Here is a 15,257-nt window from a genome sequence, read left to right as displayed (position 1 = left end):
ACCAAGACACTCAGGCGCAAAAGGTTTAGATTAGTTAAGGAACTAAGTATTATCGCATCACACAGCGTAAGACATCTGACATGCTAGCTAAACGAATCTTACCGTGCCTGGACGTAAAGGCGGGGCGGGTGGTCAAGGGCGTCAACTTTGTAAATTTGCAAGATGCGGGTGATCCCGTGGAATTGGCACAAGCTTATAACCAAGCCGGTGCCGATGAACTGGTGTTTTTGGATATCACTGCCACTCATGAAGACAGGGATATTATTATCGATGTTGTCTACCGTACCGCAGAACAGGTGTTTATTCCTTTAACCGTTGGCGGCGGTATCCAATCCTTAGAGACTGTTAAGTTATTGTTAAGGGCAGGTGCCGATAAAGTCAGTATTAATTCGGCGGCTGTCCGCAATCCAGATTTTATCAATCAAGCCAGCGATCGCTTTGGCAATCAATGTATTGTGGTGGCGATAGATGCCCGTCGCCGTGTTGATCCCAGCCATCCGGGTTGGGATGTTTTCGTGCGCGGCGGACGAGAAAATACCGGACTTGATGCGATCGCCTGGGCAAAAGAGGTGGAACGACGCGGTGCGGGAGAGTTACTGGTGACCAGTATGGATGCGGATGGAACTCAAGCTGGGTATGACTTAGAGCTAACCCGCACCATTGCTGAACAGGTGGAAATTCCGGTGATTGCCTCAGGGGGGGCGGGAACCTGTGATCACATTTATCAAGCCCTGAGTGAGGGGAAAGCCGAAGCCGCCCTCTTAGCTTCTCTACTGCATTACGGACAACTCAGCGTATCGGAAATTAAGCACTATTTGCAGAACCATCAGGTTCCTGTCCGGATGTCATGAGGGTTCTCAAATCCTTGCCGCTCTGCCGTAAACTTTTGTGACTAATATCACACAATTGGATCGTTTGCAGCTACATAGACCACTGCTAGAATAGATTCGATGTTACATTTCTTAAATTATGTTGATTGCTATTTTAATATTCGATATTGCTCTAGTTGCTTGGTCACTGCACTTAATGCAACAGGCGTTTGACACACGAGAGTTTTCCTTTATGCTGGCTGGCACTTTAGTGGCGATGTCAGCTGCTGCCATGTTGGTCGTGTATTTCTTGATGGACAGCTATTTGGGCTACTTGAGTCGGATTGCGGCGGTGTCGGGTTCGTTTTAGTGAGGCTTGGGTTGCGTAACTCGATAATCTCTCACGAGGCAATATTTTAATTCATAAGACTTGACGAAAGGACAGAATCAAGGCATGATGGAAGATGCTGCACGGGGCTATAGCTCAGCTGGTAGAGCACCTCAATGGCATTGAGGGGGTCAGCGGTTCGAGCCCGCTTAGCTCCATTAACACAGAATCAGAATTAGGAGTTGCTGAATAACTCTTATGGTGAGGTTAGGAAATTGTTAACAGGGAACAGTTTTGATAACTTCAACCTCTCCACAAAGGGTATATCCGTTCAAAAACTGCATTCATTTTATAAACCTTTAATTGTTCTGGAAACCTTTATTTTTCATGGTTTTGCGAGTTTTCCCGCCCGCCCAATTTGGGGTATTGGTGACGCGATCGCCGGACGACTCATCGTGAGTGAGTACAATTGATGTGATCATTGAAAGTCAACCCAACCAGCCATGAATGCGACTGAACAAGCTCCTCTAGACGAACAAACCTTGAGCCGATGCTGTTTGGCACCACTATTTGCTGACATCATGTGTAAGGGTCAGATCAGTTTGTCTGACTGGCGTGAATTGATGACAGCGCCTTGGGATAATTCTTTCACAAGTAATGATGAAGCTATCTTAATGCGGCTGATTTATGGGGTGCATCGTGGACTTGTGAAAGTTGTCGATTGATGAACCCCGAAGTATGACAAATGACAAATGACGAATGACGAATGACGATCTCCACCTTTAACTTTAATGTCCACCTATCATAAATTTCGTTTGGCTTCCTGAGCCACTTGCTCAACCGAGTCGTTGGCTAAGGCTTCTAGGGCAGATCGAGCCTCTGAAGTATCGAAGGGTTTGAGCGCCTGGGCGACTCGGTAACGTACTTGCCAGTCAGAGTCGGTGGCAAAGGGAACTAATAATGGCACAGCACGGGGATCACCCAGTTCTCCTAATGAACTAATCGCGGCGGTTTGAATCAAGCTGGTTTCGGAGGAAAGTGCTTCTTTTAAGAGGGGAAAAGCACGGGAGTCGCCTAGTTCACCTAATGCGGCAACAATACTAAACTGTAATAACCATTCCGATGATTGGTGATATAACTGTTGCATCTCCTCAAACGCCTCGGTCATCTTCAGGGCACCCAAAGCGTCAGCGGCGGCGGCTTGGACATCGGGTTCTGAGTCGTTCAAGAGGCGATCGCGCAACAGTGTCGAGGTGAGAGATAAATCCTGATCCCCAAGGGTATCAAGCTGGCTAACAGCAGCGTACCGAACCCGAGCATTGGCATCAGTCAAAATAGGCTGGATTAATTCATAAGCTACCGATGGTTCTAGCTGGCGTAGTAGATTTACCCCACTCAGGCGGTTGCCAAAATCCTCGGAACTCAGCAACTGTTGAACAGACTCACGAGAAACAGTCATGTATTCGTTATTAATCAATGATGTATCTTGAATCGTGGCATTATACTGTCTGTATGTCCACGCTTTTAAGCGGTGGGTTGATTATGACTCTTCGAGTTCAGCAATCATTGCCCGCACAATATCTCCCGCTGTGAGGACACCAATCACTTTTCCTTGGTTGTCAGTCACCGCTAAACGGCGTAGGGATTTGTCCTGCATTAGTTTCGCGGCTTTGCGTAAGGGTTGATCGGGCTTGACAACCACGGGGTTCTGGGTCATGACTTCTCCAACGGTTTGCCCTAGAGCCTTGTGCAGTTCTTCTTCGTACCGGGCTGGGTTTTCCAGATAAATCACACTGTCTAGAAATACGATATAAACTGGGGGTTCGACTCCTGTCTGTTGCCACAACAAATCTGTTTCTGAAATAATGCCCACCAATTTGCCTGCATCATTGACCACCAGCAAACCACTGATACGTCGTTCGGCAAGAATTTTCATCGCCTCTCTGATGGGCGTTTGGGGGGAAACCGCGATCGGGTCACGGCTCATGACTTCGGCAACGGTTTTGGGCATACTCAGGCTTGGTGTCTTCAAAGGAATTACTCATCTTATTGTAGGGGTTTCGGGAATGATGGGGATTAATTTCTCTGGAATGGGGAACTCTTAACAGGGAACAGGGAACGGGACAAGGGATTGAGGGTTTTTACAATTCTTAACTCCGCCCGACAGAAGTTATATTCAGGGACTTAGCGATAGGGATGAAATTTCACTATAAGACGGCTTGGGTTACCATTGCGGCTACGAATATCGAGCCACTGGTTGAATTTTATAGTCAATTACTCGCTGAATCTCCCCATTGCCATAGTCCCAATACCTATGCTGAGTTTCAGCTACCTGGATTGCGACTTGGATTATTTAAGCCCAGGGATAATCATCGACAGGAATTTGAGCAGTCTGAGCAAAGTGGGTTGAGTTTGTGTTTAGACGTGGATGACTTAGACGCCGCGATCGCACAGTTGAGCAACATGGGATATCCGCCACCGGGCGAAATCATCGTCGCGTCCCATGGGCGGGAAATCTACGCTTACGACCCCAACGGCAATCGTTTAATTTTACACCAACCGCAGCGTTAACTGATTGCTACGTCATAAGCAACATTGGCAAAGGCATAGACGCTATAGAGAAGCAAAACCGTAATCGCGACAACCATAACCAAACGCGGACGCGGTGACGGGACAAATGCTTCCCTCACCCACATGGATGCGGCTGCACCAATCGCGAAGCTAGAACTGAGGACAAGGTATTGCCAGTCCGGTTGAAAGACCCAATTTAACCCCAAAGCCAGGGTTAACAATACCATCAAATGTTCGATCGACTCCGGTGGATTTTGCTGCGTGGAAAGCACCAAGGTGCGCCAACAGAATTGCAAATGTCTCATGAAAAAACTCATCAGCTAGAACTATTGATTAAGATAAGGAATTGGGCTACTGTTGGTAGGGAAGATGATTGTAGTCTTTTAGATAAGCCAGCGCCTCATCTGTGTTGACCTGCGGAAATTCCCCGTAGAAACGGCTGACACTGAGAAAGTCATCCGGTGTTTCCAGGATAACTAAGCGATCGCAAAAACCACCGAGACATTTGATTAGTCCAGCTGGGGCGACGGGTGTACAAATCCAGATCTGGTGAGGATGATGCTCTTTCAACGCTTGAGTCGCCGCGATTATAGTCATCCCCGTAGCAATTCCATCATCAACCAAAAGGGCTAATTTGCCTTGGGGATTAGCCTGAGGACAACCTGGGGCAAATTCAGCCAGTTGAGCTTGAGCTTTATCTTGAGCATGACGCAGGGCGGTTTGTCGCAGATTCGCCTTCAGTCGCCCCCATAGCCGTTGTTGCGCCCACAACACTTGTCCGTCTGAGGTGACAGCACCAATGGCTAATTCCGGATTTTGGGGAGTGGTAATTTTTTTAGCCACCACGATATCCAGAGGACAATTTAACCGACGAGCAACCGGTACGGCGACAGGAATACCGCCACGGGGGAGTGCATACACCATTGGTGATACAGTCTCACCCGTCGTCATTTCCAGTTCCGTAATTTGGGTGAGCAGAGCTTGAGCTAGCTCTTCACCGGCATGAGTGCGATCGCTAAATAGCGGAGCCGATGACATAGGTTCCTCCAGCTTTTAACGGGGCTGCCCTTATCATGCCTGATTTTTATCATGCTTTTAGATCAATCAAGCATGATTCTTAACATCAATTGCCTCCACCCTGGATATACCGTAGGGTGGGTCCTTGCGAAGTCGAAACCCACCAGCATACCAGTCAGTACCATTCTTCTTAACATAAGTTATATCCTACCGTTATTGTTTTTCAAGTACCTTTGTGATAAAATATAACTCATTTAAATTGGGAATGGGTAGCGAGCAAGATGCTCACACTACAAGGATTTCGCTATCCTGGACATTAAGATTTAAATGCCGAACAGCTTACCTGGGACGAAGAACGCGATCGCATGATTGAGGAGTACGGTGAAGCCTTTGCTGATGAACACCGTTTTACGATTCCGCCGGGTAACCGATGGATGAGGTGGTTGAAATGTTAGATCAGATCATTTAACTTGAAAAAGTTTACCAAATTGGTAAACTTATAATAGAGAAGTCAATTAAAGGAAGACATAAGCCTGGATTGGGCAAAGGTTTCTCAGGTTTGTATTGTATTTATAGGGGATTATCATGACTAATTGCACTCATCCCTTCAATCCCGATTGGATATCTCCCCCAGGAGAAACAATTGCTGATTTGCTAGAAGAACTAGACTGGACGCAAGCGCAGTTAGCAAAGCGTTTGGGCTATACCACCAAGCACGTTAGTCAGCTTGTCAATGGGAAAGCACCAATCACTGAAGACACAGCCTTGAAGCTGGCGCGGGTGTTAGGTAGTACGGAGGAGTTTTGGCTAGAACGCGAAGCTCAATATCGTGCTGCTTTAGCGAAAGTTGAAGAAACCGAATGTCTTGAAAACTGGGTTGATTGGCTTGATGAAATTCCTGTAAAGGCATTGCAAAAAGCCCGCAAAATTACCGACTGTCGTTTGGATGCAAAAAACAAGCTTGGGATTGTGAGAGAGTTGCTTGAGTTTTTTGGTGTGGCTTCTCCTGATGAATGGCGAGCTTGTTATACTCAACTTGAGGGGCAGTTCCGACGTTCTTATACTGGACAGGATAATACGAATGTAATTACGACTTGGATGCGCCTGGGTGAACTTGAAGTTGAGAAGCAAAGCTGTCCCCGTTTCAACCGGATCAAGTTTGAGAAGGCGATTCAGGAAATTCGGACACTCACGGTGCTACCACCGGAAGACTCCATACCCCGTCTGCGACAGCTTTGTTTGGAAGCAGGGGTGTTGTGGGTATTAGTCCCAAAAATCCCAGGCGCACGGGTGAGTGGGTTAGCACGGTGGTTAAATCGCCATCGACCTCTGATTCAGATGTCTCTCTATGGCAAGTATAATGACCGCTTCTGGTTTACGTTTTTCCATGAAGCTGCTCATATTCTCCTGCATGAAAAGGAAAATAAGGATGTTGTTTTCTTAGATGACTGGGAGCAGGGAGAAAAAATAGAGTCAGACCAAGAAAATGAAGCCAATGAACAGGCGCGAGATTGGTTGATTCCTCCTGAATATGAAGCGGAACTCTATTCTCTTCGGTCTGAGGAAGAAGTCACCACTTTTGCCGAGAAGATAGGGATTCATCCTGGGATTGTTGTTGGTCGTTTACAGTATGAAGGAAATTTCCCTTGGGGCTGGATGAATGGTTTAAAGGAGAGAATGACGATGGATGTAATTGAGAAAATATCTCAACCGACTGACAAAGCAGAACAAGAGGATGAGCAGAGTGCTTATAATTTAGCGGTAAAGCTAGGAGTTATTGGTGCTGCCAAAAATCTACCGCCTGACCTCAGCAGTAACAAAGAGTATATGAGTGGGTTTGGGGGTTAATGGGGATTCGCGTGATTGCTGATACGGGGCCGTTGGTAGCGATTGTTTCTGAGCAGGACGACTATCATCAAGTTTGCGTAAAAGCCTTAGAGAATATCAATTTTCCCCTATTTACTTGCTGGTCAGTTGTAACGGAAGCACAGTTTCGCTTGAAACAGGATAGGGAGGCGGTGAAAAAGTTATTCGAGATGGTTGAAGGAGGTCTTGTAGAGATAGTGGATTTACCCGAAGACGCTGTAACTTGGCTGAAGGATTTCCTTTATAGGTACTACGTTAGTAATCCTCACAGCCGGAGACAAGTAGAGCTTGCTGATTCGTCTGTTTGTTATTTGGCTGAGTCGATGGGAATTGATACTGTTTTTACGATAGACAGAGAAGATTTTGCTATCTATCGAATCAATAAGAATCAGTCTCTAAATATTATTCCTGGATTCAAGTAAAGATATGAAGCCACAACCTAATTCTAATGCGAAAGAACCTGTAAACTCTGAGATGGAAGATTATGAACATTTGTTGCAATATATTGCTGAAACTAAGAACACAGAATGTAGAAGACCTTTACAAGAGTTTCGTGGGATTGCACCCAATTTATTAGAAGGTCAAGATGCTCAGGAATGGGTTAGTCAGATGCGGGATGAATGGGAGGAGCGCGATCGCGCCTGGAGGAAGTCAGAGTGACTTTAGATGAGGCTTTGTTAACCAATGATGACCAATTCCGACGGGTTTCTGAGTTAAAGGTGTTGATGGTTGAGGGTTTTGTGGAAGGGGATGTTTCCTAAGGGGTGAGGAGAAGAAGTTAAAATCTGGGTGGAAATGGGTTAAGTTTGGTGATGTGGTTCGCCTGAGTAAAGAACGCAGTAAAGACCCTGAAGCAGACGGTATTGATCGTTATATTAGACTTGAACATATTGACCCCGATGATTTAAAGATTCGCCGTTGGGGATTGGTTTGTGAGGGAATCACCTGTTGCACCGCCTCACCGCCTCGATAGAATGAAAAGCAAAGAAACATGAATAAACCTAAGGAGTCTGTAATCAGCTATGCGAATGCTACATACAATGCTGCGCGTCGGTGACTTAGATGAGTCACTCAAATTCTACTGTGATGTGCTAGGCATGAAGTTACTGCGGAAAAAAGACTATCCCGGCGGGAAATTCACCTTAGCGTTTGTCGGCTATGGCGATGAATCTGACCATACCGTGTTAGAACTAACCTACAACTGGGGTGTTGACCAATACGAGTTGGGTGATGCCTATGGTCACATTGCGATTGGCGTTGATGATATTTACGGCACCTGTGAACAAATCAAGGAACGGGGTGGTAAAGTTGTGCGGGAACCTGGTCCAATGAAACATGGTTCTACTGTCATCGCTTTTGTCCAAGACCCGACTGGCTATAAGATTGAGCTGATACAATTGGGAACTCAAAGCTCAGCCAAACCTCAAGAAAAAGCCGCAGCCGCTAGTCACTAAATAAATGACTTTAGCATCTGGGGAAGAGGGGGAAATTTTGATTGTGTAGGGGCGGGTTTATGGGCTTTCATTTCGCGATTTGAATGATAACCTGACATCAAACCCGCCCCGATGTAGAGACGTAGCATGCTACGTCTCTACATTCCCTATTCCCCGTTCCCTACAAATTCCGTGCCAATTGAGCGATAATCTGATCCTGCTTCCCCATAACCCATTGGGCAAAGCGTTGGGCTAAGGGTGGTACATATACCAGAGGATTCGTAAATCCAGAGAAAATATAGACACCCTCTACGCCCTCAATTGCTCCCACCACAGGTAAATTATTACCACCAAACGCCACTAAACAGTGATGCCAAGTTCCCGGTAGGCTAGCTAAAGCAGGTAGGACATTCCCCACCTGAGTGCGAATGGCAGACTCACTCGCGGCTGAGTTTATGGCGGCGAAGGGTTGAGTCAGAACACGACTAATTTGACCCATTCGTAAACTGCCATCTAGAAACTGAATCGCCCCGGCGTCTAGAATTGGTGGCACGGGTTCGTAACCCGGCTTATCCCACAAAGGTTCTACCTCCGCAGCGCTGGCTTGAGCTTCAAGTTGAAAGCGTTGGGTGTTTGCGGGCATGACTAATGTTCGCAATTTCAGGTCAACTGGTGGCGTTTCAATCATCTCCGCGTGGGTGAAGTATACGTGAACCTGAATACCCGCCGCTTTGAGCAAGGCGCGGCTAAATCCCCCGGCACAAATCACTGTATTGGCAGCATGATAGGTTTGATTATCCGAGGTTTTCACCCCCTGCACCCTATCCCCCTGGCGCAGGAGTTCCACCACTTGAGCCATCTGCTGTTCACCCCCAGCACGACAAAAGGCTTGGCGATAGCCTTGGGTAAGGTGTTCCGGATGAATATGACCATGACGAACCGTAAGAACGCCCGCGATCGCATTAGGATTGAGTAGGGGTTCTAACTCACAAGCCTCCTCGACTGAGAGTAATTTGGGTGGAATGGCAAAATGCTTATAAGCCGCTGCCATTGTTTCTGGGTTTTGGTTGGCAGAAATTGTCAGGACTAAATCCAATTCCCGGAACTGGGTATCATGGTCTAATTCCGCTGATAAATGCCTGTGGCGTTCAATTCCCTCAGTGCACAACACTCTAGTTAGGTCAGATGTCCCTGACCAATAGGCTAAACTACCATAACTGTACCGAGTCGCGCCTTGAATGGCTGTATCTGAATCGACCAACAGAACCCTTAACCCTACCTGGGCAAGTTCATAGGCGAGTGCTGCTCCGGTAATACCCCCACCAACAACAATCCAATCGTAGGTTTTCATGGTTTTTTGCTCATTCTCCATATCTCCCATTGTGATTGGGATTAACGTCTTAGTTAAGGTAATCAGGATTTACGCACAGTCTCCATCTGTAGGTGGGCATTGCCCACCCTACCACTCCCATTTTGATTGGGATTAATGTCTTGGTTAAGGTAATGTCTAACGACCGATAGCTGCATTATTTTTCAGATGTTTGGATGATGGAATAGAACAGCTTGTATAGTAAGACCTCTCTAATTGAGTTTATGCTTAGCCGAATCAAAGACCTAGCCCAAAACCTTGCACCGCGTCTGATTGAAATTCGCCGTCACTTCCATGCTCATCCGGAATTGAGCGGTCAGGAATACCAAACGGCTGCGTATGTGGCGGGGGTGTTGTCCTCCTGTGGCATTGTTGTCCAAGAAGGGATTGGCAAAACTGGCGTGATTGGGGAGTTAGTCGGGGGAACGGATGAACGCTTAGTGGCGATTCGCACGGATATGGATGCGTTACCGATTACCGAAGCCGCCCCTCTCGAATTTGCCTCCCGGAAGATGGGGATAATGCACGCCTGTGGTCATGATGTTCACACCACTGTTGGTTTAGGTACGGCGATGGTGTTGTCCGGATTGGGCGAACAATTGCCAGGAAATGTGCGCTTCTTGTTTCAACCGGCTGAAGAAATTGCCCAAGGTGCCAACTGGATGGTGCAGGATGGGGCGATGAATGATGTCAGTGCCATTTTTGGGGTTCATGTGTTTCCATCGATTCCAGGGGGTTCCATTGGTGTCCGGTATGGCGCACTCACGGCGGCGGCGGATGATTTGGAAATCTTTATTACCGGGGAATCGGGTCATGGTGCCCGTCCCCATGAAGCCGTGGATGCGATTTGGATTGCGGCTCAGGTGATTACTACCTTACAACAAGCCATCAGCCGCACTCAGAATCCTTTACGTCCGATAGTCTTGACAATTGGACAGATTAATGGTGGACGCGCCCCGAATGTGATTGCGGATCAAGTCCACTTAGCCGGAACCGTGCGATCGCTCCACCCCGAAACTCACGCGAATCTGCCAGAATGGATTGAGTCGATTGTGGCAAATGTCTGCCAGATGTATGGCGCTCGCTATGAGGTGAGTTATCGCCGGGGTGTGCCTTCGGTGCAAAATGATTTAGCTTTAACTCAACTTTTAGAAGGATGTGCCAAGGAAGCTTGGGGAAGTGATCACGTGCAAATTTTACCCGAATCCTCTATGGGAGCAGAAGATTTTTCCATGTATCTTGAACATGCTCCGGGTACAATGTTCCGTCTCGGTGTCGGATTTAAGGATAAACCCAATCATCCGTTACATCACCCCCAATTTGAAGTGAATGAATCGGCGATTATTACAGGTGTGGTGACGCTGGCTTATTCTGTCTATCAATATTGGCAACAGTCTGTTTTGTAGATAAGGGAGTTTTAAGTTTTGCCGGTTGTAGGGGCGGGTTTGACTATTACCGTTTATTGTTGCTCCAGATGCGACTAAACCCGCCCCATCCCAGTGGCATAATTTATCGGTTGTAGGGGCGGGTTTTACAATTATCGTTTATTGTTCACCCAGATGCGACTCAACCCGCCCTGACCAAGTAGGAGAATAGAGAATAAGATTATGAGTTTAACTTGTCAACAGCTTCTGCAAAAGCACAATCATGTCTGGCACAATGCCACCATACATCCATTTCTCAAACAGTGTAAATTAGGCACGATTAAACCTGAACAATTTAACACCTGGCTGGTGCAAGATTATTTATTTGTGCTAGAATTCACCCGCCTAATCGGACAAGTCTTAGCCGCCGCCCCTACCGCCCATTTTGATACTCTCCTGAGTGGAGCAAGTGCGATCAAAGATGAACTAACTTGGTTTCGAGAAAAGGCGACAGAGCGATCGCTAAATCTGAATACTCAGAAACAACCCGCCTGTAACCAATACTGTCACTTCATGCAAACGCTTTGGGATATGCCTTATCCGGTTCAAGCCACTGCGTTTTGGGCGATTGAATTGGCATATAATCAAGGCTGGCAATTGCCAGGTCAGATGAGTGGGTCTTACAATGAATTTGCACAACGCTGGGGAAATCCTGGATTTACTGAGTATGTCGCTTTGTTGGAAAACCAAGCGAATCAGGTATTATCAGAGGGGTCAGAATCCATTCAACAGCAAGCCGAGTCTGCCTTTTTGCAAGTTGCTCAATTAGAAGCAGAGTTTTGGCAAATGGCGTTTAATGCTGAAACGGATCGTACCGAATAATGTGAACATTCCCCAGTTTCACTTAACCCTAACAACATATCACACGCAAGGAAAAAACTATGACCCGCGCCATTATGGAAACGGAAAAAGGTACAATTCATCTGGACTTATTCGACAAAGATGCTCCGAATACAGTGAAAAATTTTGTCGATCTCAGTGAAAAAGGATTCTATGATGGATTGACTTTTCATCGCGTTATTCCCAGTTTTATGATTCAAGGCGGCTGTCCTCTGGGAACGGGAAGGGGAGGTCCTGGCTATACGATTAACTGTGAAATTAACCCCAATAAGCATTTAGCTGGGTCGTTATCTATGGCACATGCGGGTCGTAATACTGGCGGGAGTCAATTTTTTATTTGCCACTCGTCTCAACCCCATTTAGATGGTGTTCATACTGTTTTTGGCAAGACAGAAGATATGAATGTGGTGAATGCGATTCAGAAAGGGGATAAAATTCTTTCGGTAAAGATTGAACAGTAATTTTATCTGCTCATTAAATTAGAGGGCAAGACCGATTTAGAAAGGGGATTGATTGGGTGAATTATGTATGATAGCATTTTCATCCTGATCATCCCCAATATCGTACAGATAGTCAAGTAGATGCGCTCACAAAAACAAGGCACTTCAACGAGCGATAATAGTTCCTGTGGCTATATCTTGGTCTAATGGAGGTCTAAAGAAAAGCAAAGAAAGGTTAAAACATGATAGTTTTTTTTTGTGCAAGCCTTGCGCCCCTACAGTGAAACACTGCAATAAATAATTGAAGGTTAAAATTTAATGCCTTCTACCTTTGGCGATATCAGCTTAACCTACGGTAACTTGAGTTGTATCAACTGATTTTGCACCATTGACACCTTTAGCAACCTTGACCATCTTATCCAAAATAGCTTGATTCGGAACTTGACCTTTCAAAACTACAGTGGTACTCGTTTGGGCGACATAGAGAGTATCGATGTCATCTAAATCCGGGTCTTCATCAAAAGCTAAAGCGACGCGCTTGGCTAAACCACTTTGGTCATATTCTCCATGTAATCCCTGGCGTTCTGGAGGAATGGTGGATTGTTGCGTGGTTGCTGGAGCTTGACTTGTTTTGGGGCGACTAGCTGCAGATGTAGGCGGCTGTTGTGTCGGAGGGTTTACTTTCGCTTCTTTGGGCTTGTCCATGCCAAATAATCGTTTTAACCAACCCATAGTCTGTTGAACTCCTATTATATTGATTTGAGCTTATCATTATCGGCTAAAGCTAGGCGTTCAAACATCTATCAATCGGGGTAGTTTGGTATTATTATGGCGTTCGCCATAATCTGTCACGCACTATTCCCCATTCCCCATTCCCGAAAATTATCAGATTTTTGGACAGGACTCAAATAGGAATGCTATATGACTGAAAAAAATAAGCCGTCTGAATCTCTCAGTAGCGGGAATGCTCAGAAGGGTAATCAATCTTCACTTAGACTATCTACACTAACTCAGGCTCAACTCAAAACCTTAATCGTTCAGGCAAAGGTACAGTGTAAAGGGGGAGAATTACCAACCTATATCCCCTTACTCGCCAAGGCAGATCCAAGCTGGATAGCGGTACAGGTACAGAGGATTCAAGGAGAGAAAATAGCGGTGGGCGATATTGGCTGTTCTTTTCCCTTGATGAGTGTGATTAAGCCATTTGTTCTGCTATTTTTGCTGGAGAAATTGGGAAGCGAGGCGGTATTTTATCGGGTAGGAAGGGAAGCCTCAGATCAGCCCTTTAATTCCTTAGCGCAATTACAAGCAGATCGGGGAAAGCCGCGCAACCCAATGATTAATAGTGGCGCGATCGCACTCGCTGGGCGTTTACCGGGTAAGGATGGGGCGTCTTGTTGTGAAAGTCTGCGCCAGTGGCTGAATCAGCGATCGCACTCTCAGTTAGTTTTAGATGAAGCGATGTTACAGTCGGTGCGTTCTCTCCCCAATGAACGGAACCACGCGATCGCGAATCTATTAGCCGCCTCGGGTTATCTGGATCACCCAGAAATCGCCCTGGATACCTACAATCACGTCTGTTGTCTATCGGGAACGGTGAGGGATTTAGCTAATTTGGGAATGTTGCTGGCGCAGGATAGTAGCATGATATCACCTCAACACCGCCGTACTGTTAACGACATTCTGATCACCTGTGGATTGTATCAAGCCTCTAGTCGCTTCGCGGCGGATGTGGGATTGCCAACTAAGTCTGGGGTGAGTGGAGCGATGGTTTCTGTCGTACCTTCTCAGGGTGCGATCGCTTGTTATTCTCCGGCGTTAGATGAGATGGGGAATTCTCAAGCCGGGTTGTTTATTGTTCAGCAATTGGCGCAGGCTTTCTGTTAGCAAGGCAACAGGCAACAGGCAACAGGCAACAGGCAACAGGCAACAGGCAACAGGTGCAAGATGTAATTATTAATACAATTCATACTTTAAAAATGTGCAAGGAATAGAGCCGTTATATACTGGAATTCGGCGCGATGCTTTAAGTCCGACTCGCTTTGCCAACTGCTTATTCCCGGTTAAAATAAATGCTGTCCAGCCTTTAAATCGTTGTTTAAAGATATCGCCGAGTAATTTATATAAATCTCCCAATTCCTGAGCCTTCCCTAACCGTTCTCCGTAAGGAGGATTGCAGATAATTATTCCGCGATCGGCTGGCGGTTCTAGCTGAGAAAGGTCTTGTTGAATAAAGGTGATCTGATCTAAAATGCCACAGTGCAGGGCATTACTCCGAGCTTGGTTGAGGATATCCGCCGCGCGATCGCACCCGGTAATCGGTGCAGCTAATTCCTGGTGCTGACAGGCTTTTGCCTCGTTGAGCAGGTGTTGCCAAAGGGTGGGATCAAAGTCTAACCAACGTTCAAATGCAAACTGTTCTCGAAACAAGCCAGGGGCAATAGTTAAGCTGATTAAACTGGCTTCTAAGGGTAATGTTCCGGAACCACACATTGGGTCTAATAATGGTAACGTTGGCTGCCATTCTGCTAATTCTAACAGTGCGGTGGCTAAAGTTTCTTTGAGGGGAGCAAGTCCCATGGCGGGTCGATATCCGCGCCGATGTAGACTGGTTCCTGAACTATCTAAACTAAGAATACAACGGTTTTGATGAATGTGAACATTGACGAATAGGTCAGGCTTTTCTATATTGACACTCGACCGTTTACCAAATTGGTTCCGTTGTTGATCAACGATCGCGTTTTTGACCTGGAGGGCGGTAAAATGACTATGGTTAAGCTGTTTAGTCTTTCCTGTCGCATTTACGGCTAAAGTGTGCTTCGGTTTCAGGTATTGTGCCCAGGGGATAGTTTGTACTCCCTGATACAGTTGTTTCGCATTTGCACAAGGAAATTCGGCTAAAACAACGAGTACCCGGAAAATCGTTCTCGCCCAGAGGTTGACTCGGTACATTAACGCTGTATCCCCCTGAAAATGCACCCCCGTAAAATCAGGATGCACCTCCTGCGCCCCTAGGCGTTCAAGTTCTTGCGCCGCAATGGGTTCTAATCCACGGGCGACTGTGGCAAAGTAGTGGTTCACGTTTTGTGCAGGTGGGGACAATAAAAGTTAAAGGCGGGGGTTGTCATTTGTCATTCGTCATTTGTCATTTGTCATTCGT

At 46.5% G+C, this 15,257-nt stretch carries 21 protein-coding genes and 1 tRNA gene; 15 read left to right on the top strand and 7 right to left on the bottom strand.

The genetic code is table 11. The features are described from left to right. Positions 1-80 precede the first annotated feature (80 nt). The 5 genes from hisF (at position 81) to RIG27_RS28005 (ending at position 1,862) form a co-directional block, all read left to right on the top strand. Positions 81-851 carry an imidazole glycerol phosphate synthase subunit HisF gene (gene hisF, locus RIG27_RS28025; protein WP_446350419.1) on the top strand — a complete coding sequence of 257 codons (771 nt, stop codon included), beginning with the start codon at positions 81-83 and terminating at the stop codon, positions 849-851. A gap of 118 nt (positions 852-969) precedes the next feature. Next, entirely contained in the window at positions 970-1,179 is a 210-nt protein-coding gene (locus RIG27_RS28020; RefSeq protein ID WP_006098571.1) for a hypothetical protein, read from the top strand. A 103-nt stretch (positions 1,180-1,282) separates the two neighbouring features. Then, positions 1,283-1,355: transfer RNA gene (locus RIG27_RS28015), tRNA-Ala, on the top strand. A gap of 57 nt (positions 1,356-1,412) precedes the next feature. After that, positions 1,413-1,610 carry a hypothetical protein gene (locus RIG27_RS28010; RefSeq protein ID WP_446350418.1) on the top strand — a complete coding sequence of 66 codons (198 nt, stop codon included), beginning with the start codon at positions 1,413-1,415 and terminating at the stop codon, positions 1,608-1,610. Positions 1,611-1,640: 30 nt separating this feature from the next. Beyond that, positions 1,641-1,862: a hypothetical protein gene (locus RIG27_RS28005; RefSeq protein WP_006098710.1), complete on the top strand. Its 222-nt coding sequence runs from the start codon at positions 1,641-1,643 to the stop codon at positions 1,860-1,862. A 77-nt stretch (positions 1,863-1,939) separates the two neighbouring features. On the opposite strand, the gene nblB is transcribed toward RIG27_RS28005, so the two are convergent. Continuing rightward, positions 1,940-2,596 (bottom strand): phycobilisome degradation protein NblB, encoded by a 657-nt coding sequence (gene nblB / locus RIG27_RS28000; protein WP_446350417.1) that lies wholly within the window; start codon positions 2,594-2,596, stop codon positions 1,940-1,942. Positions 2,597-2,677: 81 nt separating this feature from the next. Further along, complete coding sequence (locus tag RIG27_RS27995) at positions 2,678-3,148, bottom strand: CBS domain-containing protein (RefSeq protein WP_446350435.1); 471 nt, start codon at positions 3,146-3,148, stop codon at positions 2,678-2,680. A 185-nt stretch (positions 3,149-3,333) separates the two neighbouring features. On the opposite strand from RIG27_RS27995, the gene RIG27_RS27990 reads away from it, so the two are divergent. Further along, positions 3,334-3,708, top strand: coding sequence for a VOC family protein (locus RIG27_RS27990; protein ID WP_446350416.1), 375 nt, complete (start codon positions 3,334-3,336; stop codon positions 3,706-3,708). Here RIG27_RS27990 and RIG27_RS27985 read toward each other — a convergent pair. Beyond that, on the bottom strand, positions 3,705-4,013 hold the full coding sequence (locus RIG27_RS27985; RefSeq protein WP_446340683.1) for a hypothetical protein: 309 nt from the start codon (positions 4,011-4,013) through the stop codon (positions 3,705-3,707). The genes RIG27_RS27990 and RIG27_RS27985 overlap by 4 nt on opposite strands. Positions 4,014-4,059: 46 nt before the next feature. Beyond that, positions 4,060-4,746: a phosphoribosyltransferase gene (locus RIG27_RS27980; protein WP_446350415.1), complete on the bottom strand. Its 687-nt coding sequence runs from the start codon at positions 4,744-4,746 to the stop codon at positions 4,060-4,062. Positions 4,747-5,310: 564 nt separating this feature from the next. On the opposite strand from RIG27_RS27980, the gene RIG27_RS27975 reads away from it, so the two are divergent. The 5 genes from RIG27_RS27975 (at position 5,311) to gloA (ending at position 8,045) form a co-directional block, all read left to right on the top strand. After that, positions 5,311-6,573, top strand: coding sequence for a HigA family addiction module antitoxin (locus RIG27_RS27975; RefSeq protein WP_446350414.1), 1,263 nt, complete (start codon positions 5,311-5,313; stop codon positions 6,571-6,573). Between the two features lie 11 nt (positions 6,574-6,584). After that, positions 6,585-7,013 carry a type II toxin-antitoxin system VapC family toxin gene (locus tag RIG27_RS27970; RefSeq protein ID WP_446350413.1) on the top strand — a complete coding sequence of 143 codons (429 nt, stop codon included), beginning with the start codon at positions 6,585-6,587 and terminating at the stop codon, positions 7,011-7,013. Positions 7,014-7,017: 4 nt separating this feature from the next. Beyond that, positions 7,018-7,251, top strand: a complete 234-nt coding sequence (locus tag RIG27_RS27965) for a hypothetical protein (RefSeq protein ID WP_446350412.1) — start codon at positions 7,018-7,020, stop codon at positions 7,249-7,251. Between the two features lie 154 nt (positions 7,252-7,405). Further along, entirely contained in the window at positions 7,406-7,564 is a 159-nt protein-coding gene (locus RIG27_RS27960; RefSeq protein ID WP_446350411.1) for a hypothetical protein, read from the top strand. Positions 7,565-7,613: 49 nt separating this feature from the next. After that, positions 7,614-8,045, top strand: a complete 432-nt coding sequence (gene gloA, locus RIG27_RS27955) for a lactoylglutathione lyase (protein ID WP_446340689.1) — start codon at positions 7,614-7,616, stop codon at positions 8,043-8,045. Positions 8,046-8,205: 160 nt separating this feature from the next. Here the strand turns inward: gloA and RIG27_RS27950 are convergent, their stop codons facing one another. Then, complete coding sequence (locus tag RIG27_RS27950) at positions 8,206-9,375, bottom strand: NAD(P)/FAD-dependent oxidoreductase (RefSeq protein ID WP_446350410.1); 1,170 nt, start codon at positions 9,373-9,375, stop codon at positions 8,206-8,208. 242 nt (positions 9,376-9,617) lie between these two features. Between RIG27_RS27950 and RIG27_RS27945 the strand changes: the two genes are divergently transcribed. The 3 genes from RIG27_RS27945 (at position 9,618) to RIG27_RS27935 (ending at position 12,118) form a co-directional block, all read left to right on the top strand. Continuing rightward, positions 9,618-10,799, top strand: coding sequence for a M20 family metallopeptidase (locus RIG27_RS27945; protein ID WP_446350409.1), 1,182 nt, complete (start codon positions 9,618-9,620; stop codon positions 10,797-10,799). Between the two features lie 201 nt (positions 10,800-11,000). Beyond that, positions 11,001-11,639: a TenA family transcriptional regulator gene (locus RIG27_RS27940; protein ID WP_446350408.1), complete on the top strand. Its 639-nt coding sequence runs from the start codon at positions 11,001-11,003 to the stop codon at positions 11,637-11,639. Between the two features lie 59 nt (positions 11,640-11,698). After that, positions 11,699-12,118, top strand: a complete 420-nt coding sequence (locus RIG27_RS27935) for a peptidylprolyl isomerase (RefSeq protein WP_446350407.1) — start codon at positions 11,699-11,701, stop codon at positions 12,116-12,118. A gap of 324 nt (positions 12,119-12,442) precedes the next feature. On the opposite strand, the gene RIG27_RS27930 is transcribed toward RIG27_RS27935, so the two are convergent. Beyond that, positions 12,443-12,829, bottom strand: coding sequence for a BON domain-containing protein (locus RIG27_RS27930; RefSeq protein WP_446350406.1), 387 nt, complete (start codon positions 12,827-12,829; stop codon positions 12,443-12,445). Positions 12,830-13,018: 189 nt separating this feature from the next. On the opposite strand from RIG27_RS27930, the gene RIG27_RS27925 reads away from it, so the two are divergent. After that, complete coding sequence (locus RIG27_RS27925; RefSeq protein WP_446350405.1) at positions 13,019-13,984, top strand: glutaminase; 966 nt, start codon at positions 13,019-13,021, stop codon at positions 13,982-13,984. A gap of 69 nt (positions 13,985-14,053) precedes the next feature. Here RIG27_RS27925 and RIG27_RS27920 read toward each other — a convergent pair whose 3' ends face one another. Further along, positions 14,054-15,178 (bottom strand): THUMP domain-containing class I SAM-dependent RNA methyltransferase, encoded by a 1,125-nt coding sequence (locus RIG27_RS27920; protein WP_446350404.1) that lies wholly within the window; start codon positions 15,176-15,178, stop codon positions 14,054-14,056. Between the last annotated feature and the right edge of the window lie 79 nt (positions 15,179-15,257).

The organism is Coleofasciculus sp. F4-SAH-05 (genome assembly GCF_040222985.1).
In the GTDB taxonomy this organism is placed as follows: domain Bacteria; phylum Cyanobacteriota; class Cyanobacteriia; order Cyanobacteriales; family Coleofasciculaceae; genus Coleofasciculus; species Coleofasciculus chthonoplastes.
Note: the sequence above shows the minus strand (reverse complement) of the source record. Positions and strands in the feature narration are given on the sequence as shown.